Source organism: Oscillospiraceae bacterium MB24-C1, from assembly GCA_030913685.1.
Taxonomy (GTDB): Bacteria; Bacillota; Clostridia; order Oscillospirales; family Ruminococcaceae; genus Yanshouia.
The window spans coordinates 675622-689889 of record CP133187.1 but is presented as its reverse complement, the minus strand read 5'-3'; the positions used below and the strand labels follow the sequence as shown (position 1 = coordinate 689889).

At 46.6% G+C, this 14268-nt stretch carries 23 protein-coding genes; 17 read left to right on the top strand and 6 right to left on the bottom strand.

Going from position 1 to position 14268, the window contains the following annotated elements:
• Both RBH76_03455 and RBH76_03450 read left to right on the top strand, forming a co-directional pair.
• Positions 1-531 (top strand): DUF1850 domain-containing protein, encoded by a 531-nt coding sequence (locus RBH76_03455; protein ID WMJ84497.1) that lies wholly within the window; start codon positions 1-3, stop codon positions 529-531.
• A complete protein-coding gene (locus RBH76_03450) occupies positions 521-2515 on the top strand; it encodes a TRAP transporter permease (protein WMJ84496.1) in 1995 nt (664 codons plus the stop codon). The genes RBH76_03455 and RBH76_03450 overlap by 11 nt, the downstream gene beginning before the upstream one ends.
• Positions 2516-2657: 142 nt before the next feature.
• Here the strand turns inward: RBH76_03450 and RBH76_03445 are convergent, their stop codons facing one another.
• The 4 genes from RBH76_03445 to RBH76_03430 form a co-directional block, all read right to left on the bottom strand.
• Positions 2658-4268 carry a recombinase family protein gene (locus RBH76_03445; protein WMJ84495.1) on the bottom strand — a complete coding sequence of 537 codons (1611 nt, stop codon included), beginning with the start codon at positions 4266-4268 and terminating at the stop codon, positions 2658-2660.
• On the bottom strand, positions 4240-4752 hold the full coding sequence (locus RBH76_03440; GenBank protein ID WMJ84494.1) for a hypothetical protein: 513 nt from the start codon (positions 4750-4752) through the stop codon (positions 4240-4242). Before RBH76_03440 ends, RBH76_03445 begins: the two co-directional genes overlap by 29 nt.
• Positions 4733-5890 (bottom strand): exonuclease domain-containing protein, encoded by a 1158-nt coding sequence (locus tag RBH76_03435; GenBank protein WMJ84493.1) that lies wholly within the window; start codon positions 5888-5890, stop codon positions 4733-4735. Before RBH76_03435 ends, RBH76_03440 begins: the two co-directional genes overlap by 20 nt.
• Positions 5891-6068: 178 nt before the next feature.
• Positions 6069-6410 (bottom strand): helix-turn-helix transcriptional regulator, encoded by a 342-nt coding sequence (locus RBH76_03430; GenBank protein ID WMJ84492.1) that lies wholly within the window; start codon positions 6408-6410, stop codon positions 6069-6071.
• A gap of 252 nt (positions 6411-6662) precedes the next feature.
• On the opposite strand from RBH76_03430, the gene RBH76_03425 reads away from it, so the two are divergent.
• The 10 genes from RBH76_03425 to RBH76_03380 all read left to right on the top strand — a co-directional run bounded on the left by RBH76_03425 (position 6663) and on the right by RBH76_03380 (position 10574).
• Positions 6663-6911 (top strand): hypothetical protein, encoded by a 249-nt coding sequence (locus tag RBH76_03425; protein ID WMJ84491.1) that lies wholly within the window; start codon positions 6663-6665, stop codon positions 6909-6911.
• A gap of 4 nt (positions 6912-6915) precedes the next feature.
• Positions 6916-7098 carry a hypothetical protein gene (locus RBH76_03420; GenBank protein ID WMJ84490.1) on the top strand — a complete coding sequence of 61 codons (183 nt, stop codon included), beginning with the start codon at positions 6916-6918 and terminating at the stop codon, positions 7096-7098.
• A 23-nt stretch (positions 7099-7121) separates the two neighbouring features.
• Positions 7122-7295 (top strand): hypothetical protein, encoded by a 174-nt coding sequence (locus RBH76_03415; protein ID WMJ84489.1) that lies wholly within the window; start codon positions 7122-7124, stop codon positions 7293-7295.
• 76 nt (positions 7296-7371) lie between these two features.
• The gene (locus tag RBH76_03410; protein WMJ84488.1) at positions 7372-7782 is read left to right on the top strand and encodes a hypothetical protein; all 411 of its coding nucleotides are present in this window, start codon (positions 7372-7374) and stop codon (positions 7780-7782) included.
• On the top strand, positions 7769-8011 hold the full coding sequence (locus RBH76_03405; GenBank protein ID WMJ84487.1) for a hypothetical protein: 243 nt from the start codon (positions 7769-7771) through the stop codon (positions 8009-8011). Before RBH76_03410 ends, RBH76_03405 begins: the two co-directional genes overlap by 14 nt.
• A 187-nt stretch (positions 8012-8198) precedes the next feature.
• On the top strand, positions 8199-8924 hold the full coding sequence (locus tag RBH76_03400; protein WMJ84486.1) for a hypothetical protein: 726 nt from the start codon (positions 8199-8201) through the stop codon (positions 8922-8924).
• 2 nt (positions 8925-8926) lie between these two features.
• Positions 8927-9247 carry a hypothetical protein gene (locus tag RBH76_03395; GenBank protein ID WMJ84485.1) on the top strand — a complete coding sequence of 107 codons (321 nt, stop codon included), beginning with the start codon at positions 8927-8929 and terminating at the stop codon, positions 9245-9247.
• Positions 9244-9678 carry a VRR-NUC domain-containing protein gene (locus RBH76_03390; GenBank protein WMJ84484.1) on the top strand — a complete coding sequence of 145 codons (435 nt, stop codon included), beginning with the start codon at positions 9244-9246 and terminating at the stop codon, positions 9676-9678. The genes RBH76_03395 and RBH76_03390 overlap by 4 nt, the downstream gene beginning before the upstream one ends.
• Complete coding sequence (locus tag RBH76_03385; GenBank protein ID WMJ84483.1) at positions 9671-9883, top strand: hypothetical protein; 213 nt, start codon at positions 9671-9673, stop codon at positions 9881-9883. The genes RBH76_03390 and RBH76_03385 overlap by 8 nt, the downstream gene beginning before the upstream one ends.
• Positions 9884-9938: 55 nt before the next feature.
• Positions 9939-10574 carry a hypothetical protein gene (locus RBH76_03380; protein WMJ84482.1) on the top strand — a complete coding sequence of 212 codons (636 nt, stop codon included), beginning with the start codon at positions 9939-9941 and terminating at the stop codon, positions 10572-10574.
• A gap of 45 nt (positions 10575-10619) precedes the next feature.
• On the opposite strand, the gene RBH76_03375 is transcribed toward RBH76_03380, so the two are convergent.
• Positions 10620-10880 carry a hypothetical protein gene (locus RBH76_03375; GenBank protein WMJ84481.1) on the bottom strand — a complete coding sequence of 87 codons (261 nt, stop codon included), beginning with the start codon at positions 10878-10880 and terminating at the stop codon, positions 10620-10622.
• 79 nt (positions 10881-10959) lie between these two features.
• Here RBH76_03375 and RBH76_03370 point away from each other — a divergent pair, with 79 nt between their 5' ends.
• From RBH76_03370 to RBH76_03360, 3 genes are all read left to right on the top strand, one after another.
• Complete coding sequence (locus RBH76_03370) at positions 10960-11706, top strand: site-specific DNA-methyltransferase (protein ID WMJ84480.1); 747 nt, start codon at positions 10960-10962, stop codon at positions 11704-11706.
• A gap of 15 nt (positions 11707-11721) precedes the next feature.
• Positions 11722-12006, top strand: a complete 285-nt coding sequence (locus tag RBH76_03365) for an ASCH domain-containing protein (GenBank protein WMJ84479.1) — start codon at positions 11722-11724, stop codon at positions 12004-12006.
• Positions 12007-12113: 107 nt separating this feature from the next.
• On the top strand, positions 12114-12428 hold the full coding sequence (locus tag RBH76_03360; protein ID WMJ84478.1) for a hypothetical protein: 315 nt from the start codon (positions 12114-12116) through the stop codon (positions 12426-12428).
• A gap of 112 nt (positions 12429-12540) precedes the next feature.
• Here RBH76_03360 and RBH76_03355 read toward each other — a convergent pair whose 3' ends face one another.
• Positions 12541-13446, bottom strand: a complete 906-nt coding sequence (locus tag RBH76_03355) for a DUF2806 domain-containing protein (GenBank protein WMJ84477.1) — start codon at positions 13444-13446, stop codon at positions 12541-12543.
• Between the two features lie 94 nt (positions 13447-13540).
• Here RBH76_03355 and RBH76_03350 point away from each other — a divergent pair, with 94 nt between their 5' ends.
• Positions 13541-13834, top strand: a complete 294-nt coding sequence (locus tag RBH76_03350; protein ID WMJ84476.1) for an HNH endonuclease — start codon at positions 13541-13543, stop codon at positions 13832-13834.
• 80 nt (positions 13835-13914) lie between these two features.
• Positions 13915-14265 (top strand): hypothetical protein, encoded by a 351-nt coding sequence (locus RBH76_03345; GenBank protein WMJ84475.1) that lies wholly within the window; start codon positions 13915-13917, stop codon positions 14263-14265.
• The last annotated feature ends 3 nt before the right edge of the window (positions 14266-14268 follow it).

Sequence of the window (14268 nt, the reverse complement as noted above, 5' to 3'; positions counted from 1 at the left end):
ATGAGCCACATTAAAGAGGGAAAACCCTTTCATAATGTACGGAGAAAACGCTTCGGTGTTTTCTCCGTTGCATTAATTATTTTGTTATTAATTAGCGTGTTTTTGGGGTGTAGTTGGGCCTCTGAGACTGTTTTGAGGATATCTGACTGGAAAACAGGGGAAGTGTATATCGAGGTACCTGCTAAAGCGGGTGATAATCTTTTTTTTGGGTGGGTGCACTCGCTTGAGAAAATACCTTGGAATGAACATTACCACATTGCAACCGACAACATATTGGTTCTAGACACCATCAGTTTTCCGGCTTTTGGCGCAGGTATTCCCGAGAACAAGGGCAAGACCTGCAGGATTGAAAATGGGCTGATTTATATGGACGAAATTGGGCAGGAATTTGACGAATTTGTTTGGATTAATTCGCACTTCGCCGTCCGCGACATCAAGCTTAACGAAACACTGATCACAAGCGGCGAGCAGTTGCCGGAGCATACCCGACTTAGACTCGTAATCGAAAGGAGATTTTTTAGTGGCAAATAAAATCCCTGATAATAAAAACATAGATAACGCCGACGAGATTATAGACATCCCAGCCGATGGGCAGCTTAATGAAAAACAGCAGAAGCTTATCGAATCCCTTGATAAGGAGTCTGCGACCAGAAAGCTTAGCGGCGGTCTTGGCAAGGCGCTTTACTTGCTGGCGGTGCTTGTCTCGCTTTATCATCTTTATACGGCGGCCTTTGGCCCGCCCCTGACCCTCAAGCACCGCTCACTACATGTCGCAATGATGCTGGCTATGACCTTTATCATGTATCCTATTTCCTCAAAGTCGAAATATAAAAGAACCGTTGCCTGGTACGACTGGGTTTTGTTTGCACTCTCCTTTGCTGCGCCAATTTATATCTGGACGCAGTTTATCGGCGTGGTTGAACGCGCAGGTAAGCCTAATCAAATAGACTTGATTATGGCGACCCTGCTCGTTGTGCTGGTGTTGGAAGCAGCTCGGCGCTGCGGCGGTTGGGCGCTGCCGGTATTGAGTCTGGTTTTTATTTCCTATGGGTTATGGGGACGAAACCTGCCGGGAATGTTCGCGCATCGCGGTTATACATGGGCGGCACTTTCCAACCATTTCTTTGCCAACACCGAGGGTATTTACGGTACATCTGTTAACGTTGCTTCAAGCTATATCTTTCTCTTTATCCTGTTTGGTGCCGTTATGAACAAGTCGGGTATGGGTAAATTTTTCAATGACATTTCCCTCGCGCTTGCTGGGCATACCAAGGGTGGCCCTGCCAAGGTATCAGTTATTGCCTCCGGTCTGTTGGGGTCGATTAACGGCTCAGCGGTTGCCAATGTTGTGACTACCGGTGCTTTTACCATCCCGCTGATGAAAAGAACCGGCTATTCGGCTGAGTTTTCCGGTGCTGTTGAATCTTCGGCTTCGGTTGGCGGTCAGCTTCTACCGCCTGTCATGGGTGCCGCAGCATTTATAATGGCTGAAATGCTGGGCGTCAAATATTCAGAAATTATCGTTTGTGCAGCTGTTCCTGCACTGCTTTATTACACTGGCATTCTGGTGCAGGTTCAGCTTCGTGCGTCGAAGAACGGGCTTATGGGTATCCCTAAGGAAAAGCTGCCCAAGACCGGGATTATCATGAAGGAGCAGGGACACCTGATAATTCCGATCATCTTCCTTCTGTTTATGCTATTTTTCTCCGGCACTACCGTTATCTATTCGGCGTTTTACACCATCATTGTTACTGTACTGGTATCGTTCCTAAGAAAATCCACCCGTATGAGTGGTAAGGACATTGTCGATTCCTTGGCCGAGGGCGCTAAGGCCACTGTGGCTGTAGCAATTGCATGCGCCTGCGTCGGCATCATCATAGGCGTTTCTTCCAAGACTGGCTTTGGATTGAACATGGCGAACGCTATTATCGCGCTTGGCGGCAAGAGCCTATTCTTTACACTGGTTTTCTCGATGATTACCTGTATGATTCTTGGCATGGGCCTGCCTTCCATTCCTGCATATATTATCACTGCAACCATTGCGGCACCTGCACTGGCTCAGCTTGGCATTTCAGAAATCGCGGCGCATCTGTTTGCGTTCTACTTTGCTATGTTTGCAAATATTACGCCTCCTGTCGCGCTTGCTGCGTTTGCGGCTGCAGGACTTTCGGGCGGCAATGCCGTCAAAACCGGTGTACAGTCTGTGAAGCTTTCTATTGCGGGTTTTATCGTACCGTATATGTTTGTGTATTCACCCGAACTGCTGCTTAGGGAAACCACATTCCTGGGTGGTCTCTGGGTGACCGCTGCAGCATGCATTGGTGTCTTTATGATCGGTACTGCGGCGGAAGGGTATCTCTTTACAAAAATTAATCTCGTATTGCGCATGGTACTGTTTGTCGGCGCGCTGTTCCTGATTAATAGCAGTTTTATCACCGATATTATCGGCTTTGTCGTACTGATCGGTATTCTAATTGTTCAAAAAATTATTTCGCGGCCTCGGACAGCAACCTAATCCTCTGTTAATCACTGGCGCAAAAGAATCACAGGATGCAAAATATCATACGGTTCTTTTGTATGGCGAGTTGCAATATGAGTAATTAGCGATAGTATAAAGACATGAGACTAAGGTGCGAAAATATGTGAAATTAAGAGCGTTAAATCTTGAAAACGTGATTAGAATAAGATTTTGGCACGAGAAAAGGCACTCCTAACGGAGTGCCTTTTGGTGAGCCACATGTCACGTTATCCGAACATTTCATTACCGCCTGCGATATCTCAGAAAGGGATATTGCAGCGGTTTTTTCTTTTACCAAATTAAAGGCGAGCGTCAAGTGATAGCCGCCATCAGGATCATCAAACACATACGCGGCATTAAGAAGCAGATCAATTAAAAAGCGCCGATACTCTTCATCGTCTACAGAGCCGTCCTTAAACTGCGAAAGCCAATATACAATATGCTCTTTGCTAAAAACAGGGAAGCGTGATTCTTCTTTTGACAGTTCAATGGTATAGGCTTTCTTTTCTGCCTCTAAGGCGTTAAGCCGTTCGGCAAGAGTGGGGGAAACGGCCCCCATTTCAATAGCTTTCATTATATTGGATATGCCGCTTTCAGTTTCCTGTAATTTTTGTTTTACAGAATCCACAAGGGTATCATTTTGCCGGTCTTTTTCTATTTCAGCGATGGCAACATCAGCAATGAAATTAATATTCTCGTCCGTCAACATGGTTTTAATTTCAGAAGCGATGGCCATTTCAATAGCGTCTTTTCTGATAGACTTTTTACCGCAATTTTTAAAACGCTTTTTACTGCTGCAGGTATAGTAATAATGACGGTTGCCTCGGGAATCTGTGCCGGAATCGCCGACCATAGGACTTTGACACAGGCCGCAAAAAAGCTTGCCGGTGAGCTGATAGTCCATGACCTTTCGCTTTTTCATAACCTCTCCCTTGCTGCCTTTTAGCCTACGCTGAACCTTATCAAATAATTCTCTATCAATAATGCTTGGTACAGCGCCCTCGGTCACTATATCTTTATAAGTGAAATTTCCGATATATTTTTGGTTTGAAAACATGCGGTGAAAGCTGTTTTTATTGAACAGACCACCCCTATTATTGCGATATCCTCGGTTATTAAAGGTTTCGCAAATGGATGCAACGGATTCACCAGCGGCATAAAGCTCAAAAGCTTCTTTTACAATCTTTTCACCGAGCGGGTCGATAACATATTTCTTATCTTGAATTTTATAGCCGAGAGGAATGCTGCCGCCGGTCGAATTGCCTTTTAACGCTGATTGTGTCATTCCGCGAGTGACTTTCTGTGAAAGCTCTTTGGAATAAAATTCGGCCATACCTTCCAGCACAGCCTCCAGAATAATGCCCTCTGGATTATCGCTAATATTTTCGGTTGCTGAGATTACGCGCACACCATTTCGTTTTAGTCTAGCCTTGTAGGTGGCGCTATCGTAACGGTCACGGGCAAAGCGGTCAAGCTTATAAACAACGACGCCCGACCATTTGTGCTTATCAGATTCCTTTATCATCCGCTGAAATTCAGCCCGCTTTTCGGTATGCTTTGAGGCCGACAGTGCGCGGTCAATATAGGTTCCGACGACAGTATATCCCATGCGCTCGCAAAAAGCGCGGCAAATGCGATCCTGTCCCTCGATGGATTGCTCGGACTGTTTTTCAGAGGAATAACGCAAATAAAGTACGACATTCATGGTCGTGTCGTTTTCGTTAATGATAGACGTTTCGGTTTTGGCCATAGAAAATACGCCCTTCTTCAAGATGCTTTTTGTAATCGCAGCACATAGCGCGAAGTCGGTCGGGGTGTGTACATTCTTTGGCATCGCTGCACTCTTCATAGCGATGGCAGCAGCCAAAATTACCAACACCCAACTTTGCAAGTTCAATGATAAAAAGGTCAGTTAATGGTTGAGAAAACATAGAAATGTCATGGATATCATTTATTAGAATTCTCGAAAAGCCTTTGGCGATATCTTCAATTTTAGTATCAGATGGAAAAACTGATTTATCCTGAGTCGAAAATTTAATATAGCGTGTTTTTCCATTAAGTTTAATGTTACATACTACGTTGTTCTCGGCCCGAACAGAAAGATCGTTTTTATTCTGTACTATTTTTAGCGATTTCAGGTACATTGAATCAGATAGTTGCCCGGCAATCGTGTCGTGTATGTAAGTTATGGCTTCTGTATCGCTTATTTGCTGGTCAAGCATTAACTGTTCCATACAATCCTCCAACAGCATCAAAAAATTCGTTTTCTCTGATAATCACAATAGGGGAACCCTTGCTTTGCATTTCAAGTGCTTTTTTCACTTTGGTGCCATAATTACCGGCACACCAAGCAGAACTCCCTTGACCGCCTACCACGAGATAGTCAGTTGCTTTATTAACGGACTTTTGGCATTTAGCGCCTAAACTGTTCAAGATATATTCTATCTTCAATCGCTCGCCAAAATCAAATTCACCAGTCAGCACAATATTTTTGTCAGTGACATCTATCTGCCCGCACGGGGTCGACACTGCGGCGACAGGATCGCATAGCTCTTGAAACAGGTCGGTCATAATACCGATTTCGTCGCAATCAATCCGACCATCGGCGAGGACATCGGAAACAATCGTGCATACTCTGTCAAACGGGTAATTGCCGCAAAGTGCATTGTTATCTCTCAGCCAGTTTTCAAGTGCAAAAATATGCTGTGCGCTCAATTGCCCTTCGCTGCAGGCAGATTCTAAAAAATCAATAAGTTCGCGCAACAGTTTAGTGCTTTCCTTTGGATTAGCACAGCAATATTCTTGCCTTGGCATTTTGTTAAAATGATATTCAGAAATAAATCTATCAATAGGCATACCTGAGTCTATAAAGATTTTAAGCAGGTTTGCACACGCCAAGCTGTCACTTTTTGCATTATGATGATCGAGCGGGATTTTTGTAAGCTCACATAATGTGGACAAGCTGTAGCTCGAAAGCCCCTTAAACGCAAAACGCGACATTTCCAATGTACAAAGATAATTGACAGAGGAAAGAGGCAAGCCATATCGCGCTAAAGTTTTGTTAATTACACCAAGATCAAATGATGCATTATGCGCTGCGAGTATACAGGAATTAAAATCTTCTTCAAACTGTTTCCACAGGTCTGGAAACAGCGGTGCAGATCGAACGTCATTTTTGGTTATGCCGTGAATTTCAATGTTTTTTTCGTTGAAATAAGTTTCGGGGTTGATTAGTGAATAGTATGGTTCTTCAATTACGCCATCGCGGATTCGCACAAGCCCGATAGAACAGATGCTGTCATTCTTTAAGTTCGGAGTTTCAACATCTAAAACTAATATATCCGAAGCACTACCAGATATTTTACCTCTCATTTGTCAATTCCTCCAAAAACAGTAAATACGATTGCAAGTAAATGAAAAGTGCAGTATTATACTAGAACAAATGTTCTTAACGAAAGGAGCAAAAGCGTGAAAGTAAACAGCAACACAAATATTGAAGATGAAATTCTAAAAAAGTTCAATCTGCTATCCCGTGAGGGACAGTTGAAAATCATTGCTCTTGCTTCAACGTTACCTCGATCTGAGCCAGAAGAAAGCGCTTCTGATCGTCAGAAAGACCTAACATTGCATTCATAAGTTGCTTGTCCAAGGTCGAAAGCTCATCGCCAGTATTGGAGATGGGCTTTTCTTTTATATCGGTTTGGCCTGTGAGATATTCGACAGTAGTGCTAAGAATGTCAGCCACCACAATTAAATCTTCTTGTGTCGGCTGAGATTTTTGCTTTTTCCAGTCAATCAATAATGAGCGAGATTTGCCCAGCTTAGAAGCAATAAAGGCTTTGCTTATACCCTTATCTTCGACCAGTCGCTCGAGCCTGTCAAAAATCAACAACAAAAGCACCACCTTTTTATAAGATAAAGGGAAATCCAACAAAAGTAGGAAAATATAATTGACTATCCAACTTATGTAGGATATACTGAGACTGTAAACAGAAAAGACAATAAAACACTAGCCACAACGCGGGACACCCTGCGCTGCGGTTCTCCAATGGTTTAATTCAACTCGACAAATGAATTGTACCACTGGGGATGTAATTTGTCAATAAATGTTTACAAAATGCCGCAAATGAAAGGGGGTGATGCTGTGCAGGAAGTCAGAAATCAACAAGTGGGCAATCTGGAAGTCAGACTCTATGTGCGGAGAGCGCTAAGTGATAATTCGCTTTCAAACATATGGCTGATAAACAGATTAGAGGAAAGAGGAATTAAAACCTGCGGAACCGAGCTTAGTTCGTCGCTATCCGGCACCCGTCGCGGCAAAAAAGCCGAGGCGATCGTCACAACCTCGGCGGAAATTTTGCACAGATACGAAAAACAGATGAAAGGAGCGTAGAAAAATGGAATTGCTGCCCTATCAGGAAAGGCTACTGGCGCATAAGACGATTGGTGCCGTTTCGCGGTTTTACCAAGACCCGGACAATATAGCCTCTTTTGAAAAGTGGCACGTTGAAAAGTACGGCAGGCCGTATCAGTGGCGGGAAGGGCAGCGCGAAAAAATGTTAGCAGGTGCAACATATTAATGCTCTAAGAAAGGATGTTCGTATTGAACCCAACAATCACCGGCGATGCGCTGAAACTACTGGAGCAGTTTGTTTATTATGTCACCAACCCCAACACCTGCAAAGAGCTGACCGACGCGATGTATTACGACCGTGAAGCATTCTACCGTCGGGCGAAGCTGCTGAAATCGCAGTTGGAAAAGAGCGGCCTATGCTGACCGCACCGAAAATCACCCATGACATGCGACTTGCTTCGCTTAAAGGTTGCCGGACAAAACGGCGGAAACACCTTTCATGCTATTTCAAACGGCTATTTGCCTTAAAAAGCATCTTCCTCGCCGAGGCGGCGCGTACCAGATTAAAGCGCCTTTTTACGGTTACGGGCCTTGTCATGATACTGCTGCCGGTTGTGATACATATCGTTTATTTTCCGTCGCGGGTGTGCCTCGTGCTGTTGGGCCTGTTCCTGATCGGGTGGGGGAGGTGGCAGTTATAGCACCAACCGCCGCTATGAAGCGCTCAGAACTGCATCGCCTTGTGGATGAAGCCATCGAGCGGGCGATGTGGGACGAGAACCCGCTTATCGCATGGCAGAACTTTATAAACATCCTCGAAACGGATGGCCGCCGCGCCATCGGGGACAAGCTCGAAGCGAGCGGGCGCAATCGCTACACCGGGGAGGTGTGCGAGAATGTCGGAACATGACACGCGCTGCCCTGTCTGCGGAAAGACACCGGAACAACAGCGGTCATGGGTACGATGCCCGAAGCATCAGGCACCCGTCTGCATGACCCATTGTTACAGCGGTTGCCCGCACCTCGACCAGAGCAGCAGCCGCACAGTCTGCAACTTTAACCAAAGCAAAGAGGCCCGGCAATTCGCCGAGCCAACGCACCGGGACGCGCCCCCGGCATCAAAGCGCATAAAGAGATAGGGCATCGCCGCCGCAAACGGTGATGCCCCTAAAATACCCAACGCTTTCGCGCCAACTGTACATAAATATTATAGCATAATCGCGCGAGAAAATCAATTAAAAAGTGCGCCAGAATGCGCCTTTTAGCTTGATTAAGGGGTATTAACTTTTGGTTCACCCGCCCCGAGGGGGACAGAAGGAACAAACCATGCCCTACTGTAAGAGAACGACCGACGCCGGTCGAACCCGAGAGGTAGAACTAAGGCAGAGAGCCGTCCGCAGCCAGTCCACGGGATCGGGGGAAGAGTGGCATAAGCCATCCCCCGAAGAGATCGCAAGAGTAAACCGCAGTAACGCTCTTCGACGGCTGCGCCATATCCTCAATGCGAATTTCGGCCCGGAGGATATATGGGTGACGTTCACCTATCGCAAAGAGCTGCGCCCAACTACTGCCGAAGCATTAGCCCATTATCACACCTTAATGCAGAATATCAGAAAAATATACGCTGCTGAAAACGTCCCGTTGCGGTATGTGGCTGTCACAGAACAAAGACCATCGAAGAAATCGCACCACCATATGGTGCTGCCGGGCATCAAGCTGAGACAGCTGCAGGCGCTATGGCCGTATGGTCATGTCAATGTGCGCCCGCTAGATGAATCGGGGCAATATCGCAGGCTGGCAGAGTATATCTTTGCCCACACCGACACACCCGAGCGGGTGGGCAATCGCTGGAAATGCTCAAAAGGGCTGGACAGGCCCCAACCAAAGCAGGCGACCATTAAGGCAAAACATTGGCGGGAGGGTATCAAGGTGCCAAAGGGCTGGATGCTCGACCCGCAGACCGAACCGGAACGGGGACGCAACCCATACAGCGGGGCCGAATACCTGCGCTATACCCTCATCCGATTACAACCGATCAAAAGGAGATGTTGAAAATGAACAGTCGTGCAAAGAAAAGACTCACCCGCTCGTGGCAAGACCGGGACTGGAACCGCAATCGCCGCTGTTGGCACAGATTGCCTGTGCCGCTGGGTCAATCCTGCTGGGTGCTAGTGGTGGATGAAGAAAGCACATGGCAGCCGGTCGAAAAGAAGCTGGCCGGAATGGTAGATATTCATGCTTTTGGTACAGGCATGACCTATGCCGTCCAAGATGTCGACGATTTATCGCTCACTGATTTGGTATTGCCGCATGATCTGTTTGAGTCATTCGAGCAGGCAGAACAGGAAACCGAAAGGAGGAACCGCCAGCAATGAAATATCCCATTCAGTCCAGCGAGGACAACGAACAGCAGCAGCTTATTGCATGGGCCGCATGGCAGACCGCCCGATACCCCGAATTGCAGCTGTTGTATCATGTGCCGAACGAGGGCAAGCGCAGTGTTGCCGGTGGTGCCCGTCAAAAACGGTTAGGACTGCGAGCGGGCGTTCCCGATCTGTGCCTGCCAGTTGCCCGCGATACATATCACGGCCTTTATATCGAAATGAAGTTCGGCAAGAACCGGCCCGATAAAAATCAAACGTGGTGGATGGAGCAGCTTGTCGGTCAAGGCTATTGCGTTGCAGTTTGCTATTCCTGCGAAGATGCCGCCCGGGTGATTTTGCGCTATGTGGCCGGAACCGATGAAACAGGGCTATATGAACCGCGCCCAACACTGCCAAAAGGGAAGGGGCGAGCGGGTGATTAAACATGCAGAGCTGATTTTGAAATATCCTTCATACGCTGCCCTGATAAACCGCGTTGATGTGCTGATCTCTTCCGGCAGCCATCCGGGTGACCTTCTGCCCGATGCTCACAACTGGATCAATAAGCACATGCAGGCAGAGGACAGGCCCACGGCACGGGCGAAGCTGGAGGCGTTTTGTCGCCTGCGGGCAAAAGATGCCATGTAAGATCATAAAACATAAAAGCCAGCTGCAGAAGCAACTGGCGAGACAGGAGGACAGCATGAAAATTAAAGACGTGGCGACTATATGCAAGAAAAACAAGGTGGCTATTTTGTTCGAGAGCAGGGGAGAAGACACCGTGGAGCAGTATGTCAGTGACGGCGGGGGCATTTATAAGCTGTTCAGGCTGCCTTATTTGGACGCTTCAAACCTGCTGACCATCTTTGATGTGCCAGAGAAAAACCGCCCTAAGTGGACGGTGCTAAATCGGGCGCTGCCGACCGAAATCAACATGACCGACTGCTGCGAAAATGAATTGCCAATAGACGAGCGGGACGCCTACCCCGAAATTGTCTATACCGAGCGGGTCTTGAAGCCGCTGAGAATCAGCGACGGTATTATGTTCATTCAGACAAAGTACCTCAAACCGGTATCAGACGAACAGGACTTTCAGCGCTTCTTTGAGCGCAAGACGGCGAACGGCATTAGTTACATCGTTGTGAAAACTGGCTTGATTGTGCAGGCGGCCATTATGCCCATGTCGATGCCAAAAGGCAACTTTGCCGATTCTCTTGAAGGGCTGGCGGATCAAATACGATTAGCCACCGAGCGGGAGAAGGTCAGAAAACAGGCCGAGCAGCTGGCAGAAATGGGGCTGACCGTGAATTGTGATACCGGCGAAGTGCAAGAAATGTAATCACAAACTATGATTTTGAGGCGCGATGAAACAATTAACGTCCTGTCATTTCTTTTTATTCAAATCGGATGCGGTGGATATTAAATCCAAAATACCGCTGATTTTATCAGCCTTTTTCTTGGCTTGGTGGCGAGGGTATCCTGCAAAGATAAAACCGCTACGCAAAGTGCGGTTGACAATAAAACTGGCGATTGCAGCGCCGATAATTGAGGCCCAAATAGGCCAAGTATCAACAAGTATATCTGAGGCCATTTTAATAAAAATTGCTAGGCTATCCTGCATGATCTGTTCCCAATCTAAGCCCAAGGAAATCACCTCTTTTGGAAACATTATACATCAAAAAGCGACAGAAAAACAAATTTAAATTGGAGGACGCATATAAACAATGAATCAAACAGCAAAACTTTTCTGCGGGGATTGTTTAACCGAAATGTCAAAGTTGCCCGCTGACAGCATTGACGGCTTTATCATTGACCCGCCATATTCTTCGGGTGGAACGTTTTCTACCCAAAGAAAAAACGATACAGCAAGCAAATATGCGAGCAGCGGCAGCGCAAGGGCAGTAAAAATGCCATCCTTTAGTGGCGACAATATGGATATGCGCAGTTATACCAACTTTTTGCGCGAGGTGTTGTTCACTGCCAGAGCGAAAACAAAAGAAGGCGGCGTGTGCTGCGTGTTTATTGATTTTAGAAATCTGCCTGCAGTAGCCGATGCCATACAAATGGCGGGCTGGACATGGCGCGGCATTGTCGTATGGGATAAGAAAAACAGTCGCCCGCAAATGGGCAGATTTAGAAACCGGTGCGAATATGTCGTGTGGGGTAGTAATGGCAAGATGCCTTTTGACCGGGGTGTTCCTATACTAGACGGGCTTTTTTCTCACTCCAATGTCCCAACCAGCAAACTAAACCACCAGACCGAAAAGCCGGTTGAGCTAATGGAGAACATTGTAAGAATCGTTCCCGAGGGTGGCACCGTTTGCGATTGCTTCATGGGCAGCGGCAGCACGGGCGTGGCCTGCATCAATACATCCCGAAATTTTGTTGGGATAGAACTTGACTCACATAATTTCGATGTTGCAAAGAAGCGCATAGCAGATGCGCAAGACCTTCAACTGTGCAAACAGTAGTTTTGAGGTGTAGAAATGCTAACTTTGCCGATAAAAAGCAACTGGTACCAGATGATACTTGCAGGCATAAAAGGCGAGGAATACCGCGACGATACGCCTTATTATGCCGCCCGCTTTAAGCGCTACGAAGGTCAGCGCATAACCATTAAGCTGCGCAACGGGTATAGTAGCACGTCACCCACCGCTATTTGTGAAGTCACGCCGATACGCCGAGCGAGCGGGCATAGCCCTGAGTGGGGCGGCGACCCGGTAAAGCGTTATTGGGTGCTGATAATACATAGTGCGCGAGAGGAGCAATAACCATATAACACCCTCAACAGAAAGGTGATGATAAATTGAGAGATTACCAGCGTCAGCGGCGAAACCCATATCTTTTACCACACAATGTTTATAAGCAGGTTCTTTACATGACGAAGGATTATGATCGGTTGCGTGCAGAGCGCCAAGACATACTATGCGCTGTTCCAATTAATGACGGCATGCCACGCTCTTCCGAACCAGCAGACCAAACGTATAATAAAGCGGAACGACTGAGCCGAGTTGAAGATCAGATTCGAGCCATCGAGCGGGCGGCAGAAAAAATACCAGAAGAATACCGACGGGGTGTATGGAACAATGTTCTTTATGGAATGCCTTACCCGATTATAGCCGGTAGTGCAACGTGGCAGCGGTGGCGTTCTCGTTATATCTGGTACGTTGCAAAAAATGCCGGTTTGGCCTGATGTTGATATCACGGGGCAAAAATCAAGTGGTATTATAGATATAATATAAGGCACCCTCACAAGGAGGGTGCCTTATATATTGTAGAAATCACTTTCAGTATCATAAGATGCATTATTTAATCAGAAGGTCATAGCTTTCAGCAAATGTATTCAAATATGCCATAAAATCTGTTGCGTCCAGAGGCTCTACAGTAAGCGTTTGATAAAGCGATAGACCAGCAGGTGTAAATACTACGTTTCCCCTTGAAATGCGGCCTTGTTGAGTGTAAAACTTATGATGCGGCTTTTTTACATCATAAACAAATGTGTGGCAGAAATCGGATTCAAGGGGCAATTTAAATGTCACTTGTTCGACATCAAAATTAAAACCATTTTCATTACTCCATGAGACTAAGCCTATTCTGGAAAGTTCTAAAATATCTGCGAAAGAAACACCAAATTTACGCAACACAAAATTTTGATTCCAATCAATCACTAAATTTGGAAGTCCGTAGGGGGACAGTTGTATGACGAACTTTGCTAGAATTTCAAAGGCTCTCGCAGTTTCAATTTCGATAGAAGCCAGAGCAGCCAAAATTGATTTCGGAATTGTTCCGGGTTCGTTGCATTCGCTAGCTAGAATATTAGCCCATATAGTTCTCACCTCGTCTGAGGAAACATGCTTTGCGCCATCTAAAAAACGAGAGAGCCATTCTTCGTCAACATCTTGTGAACGCTCTGTTTCGTGCAGTAACGGGATGGCTTTTTCTATAATGCTACTTTGATTTAGAAAATAATTTAAATTTTGTCTTGCTGTGGCTATCATAGCGGCTTTCATTAAAGGGTCCATATCCATGGCTTCTAAAGAATGTCTTAATGATTTTACAGCTTCTTCTTCATCGGATCTTTTAGCTAACCATGGAATAAGTGGATTTAGCCCAAAGCAGGCTATTTTATTAATCAATCCTGAACTAGGGCCAACAAATTCTTTACCAAATCCAAGAAGTGCATCAGAACTGGGTGCAGCGCTACCAGGCATAGTAGGTACCTCCAATATAAAGAATAATACATATATTACCACTGATTTATAATAAATTCAACATTCCTAGACGGGTAACCAGAAGGATGCAAACATGGCAAAATTATTCGCAAAAGCATTCTACAATTCAACAGCATGGCAAGCCTGTAGAGAGAGCTACATCGCGTCGGTGTTTGGCCTGTGCGAGCGGTGCGGCAAACCGGGCGACATCGTCCACCACAAGACCATTCTCACGCCGCATAATATCAACGACCCGGGCGTTACACTCAACCATGCAAGGCTGGAATATCTCTGTCAGGAATGCCACAACAAAGAACATGCCGCGCGGCAGCAGGAGCGCCCGCAACGGTACCGGTGGGGGGCAGATGGAAACGTACTCCCCCCTTGAAAATTTTTCGTTTATCAATACCTCAAGACCGAGAGGGGCCATTCATTTTTTACCGCAGGGTCGCGAAGGGGGGTGTACCCATGGAAAATAAGCCAGAAAAAACTAAAGCAGAGCGGATCAAGAAGGAGAAGAACAGACTTAACAAAATCTACAAGGTTTTGGAGCCGGGTAAGTATGCGCTCGCCTTTCCGCTGATCGAAAACGCGGCGTTTATGCGTGTCACGCTGGACGACCTGCAGGCGTCGCTCAACTCCAACGGCTGCAGCGAGGACTACCGGAACGGGGCCAACCAGTTCGGGAAGAAAGCCTCGTCCGATTTGCAGGCGTACAACAGCCTTTTCAAGAATTACAACACCGTCATGGAACGGCTTGAAAAACTGCTGCCGCCGGAGCAGCGAAAGTCCAAGCTTGACGCGATGCGCGGCGAGTAAGGG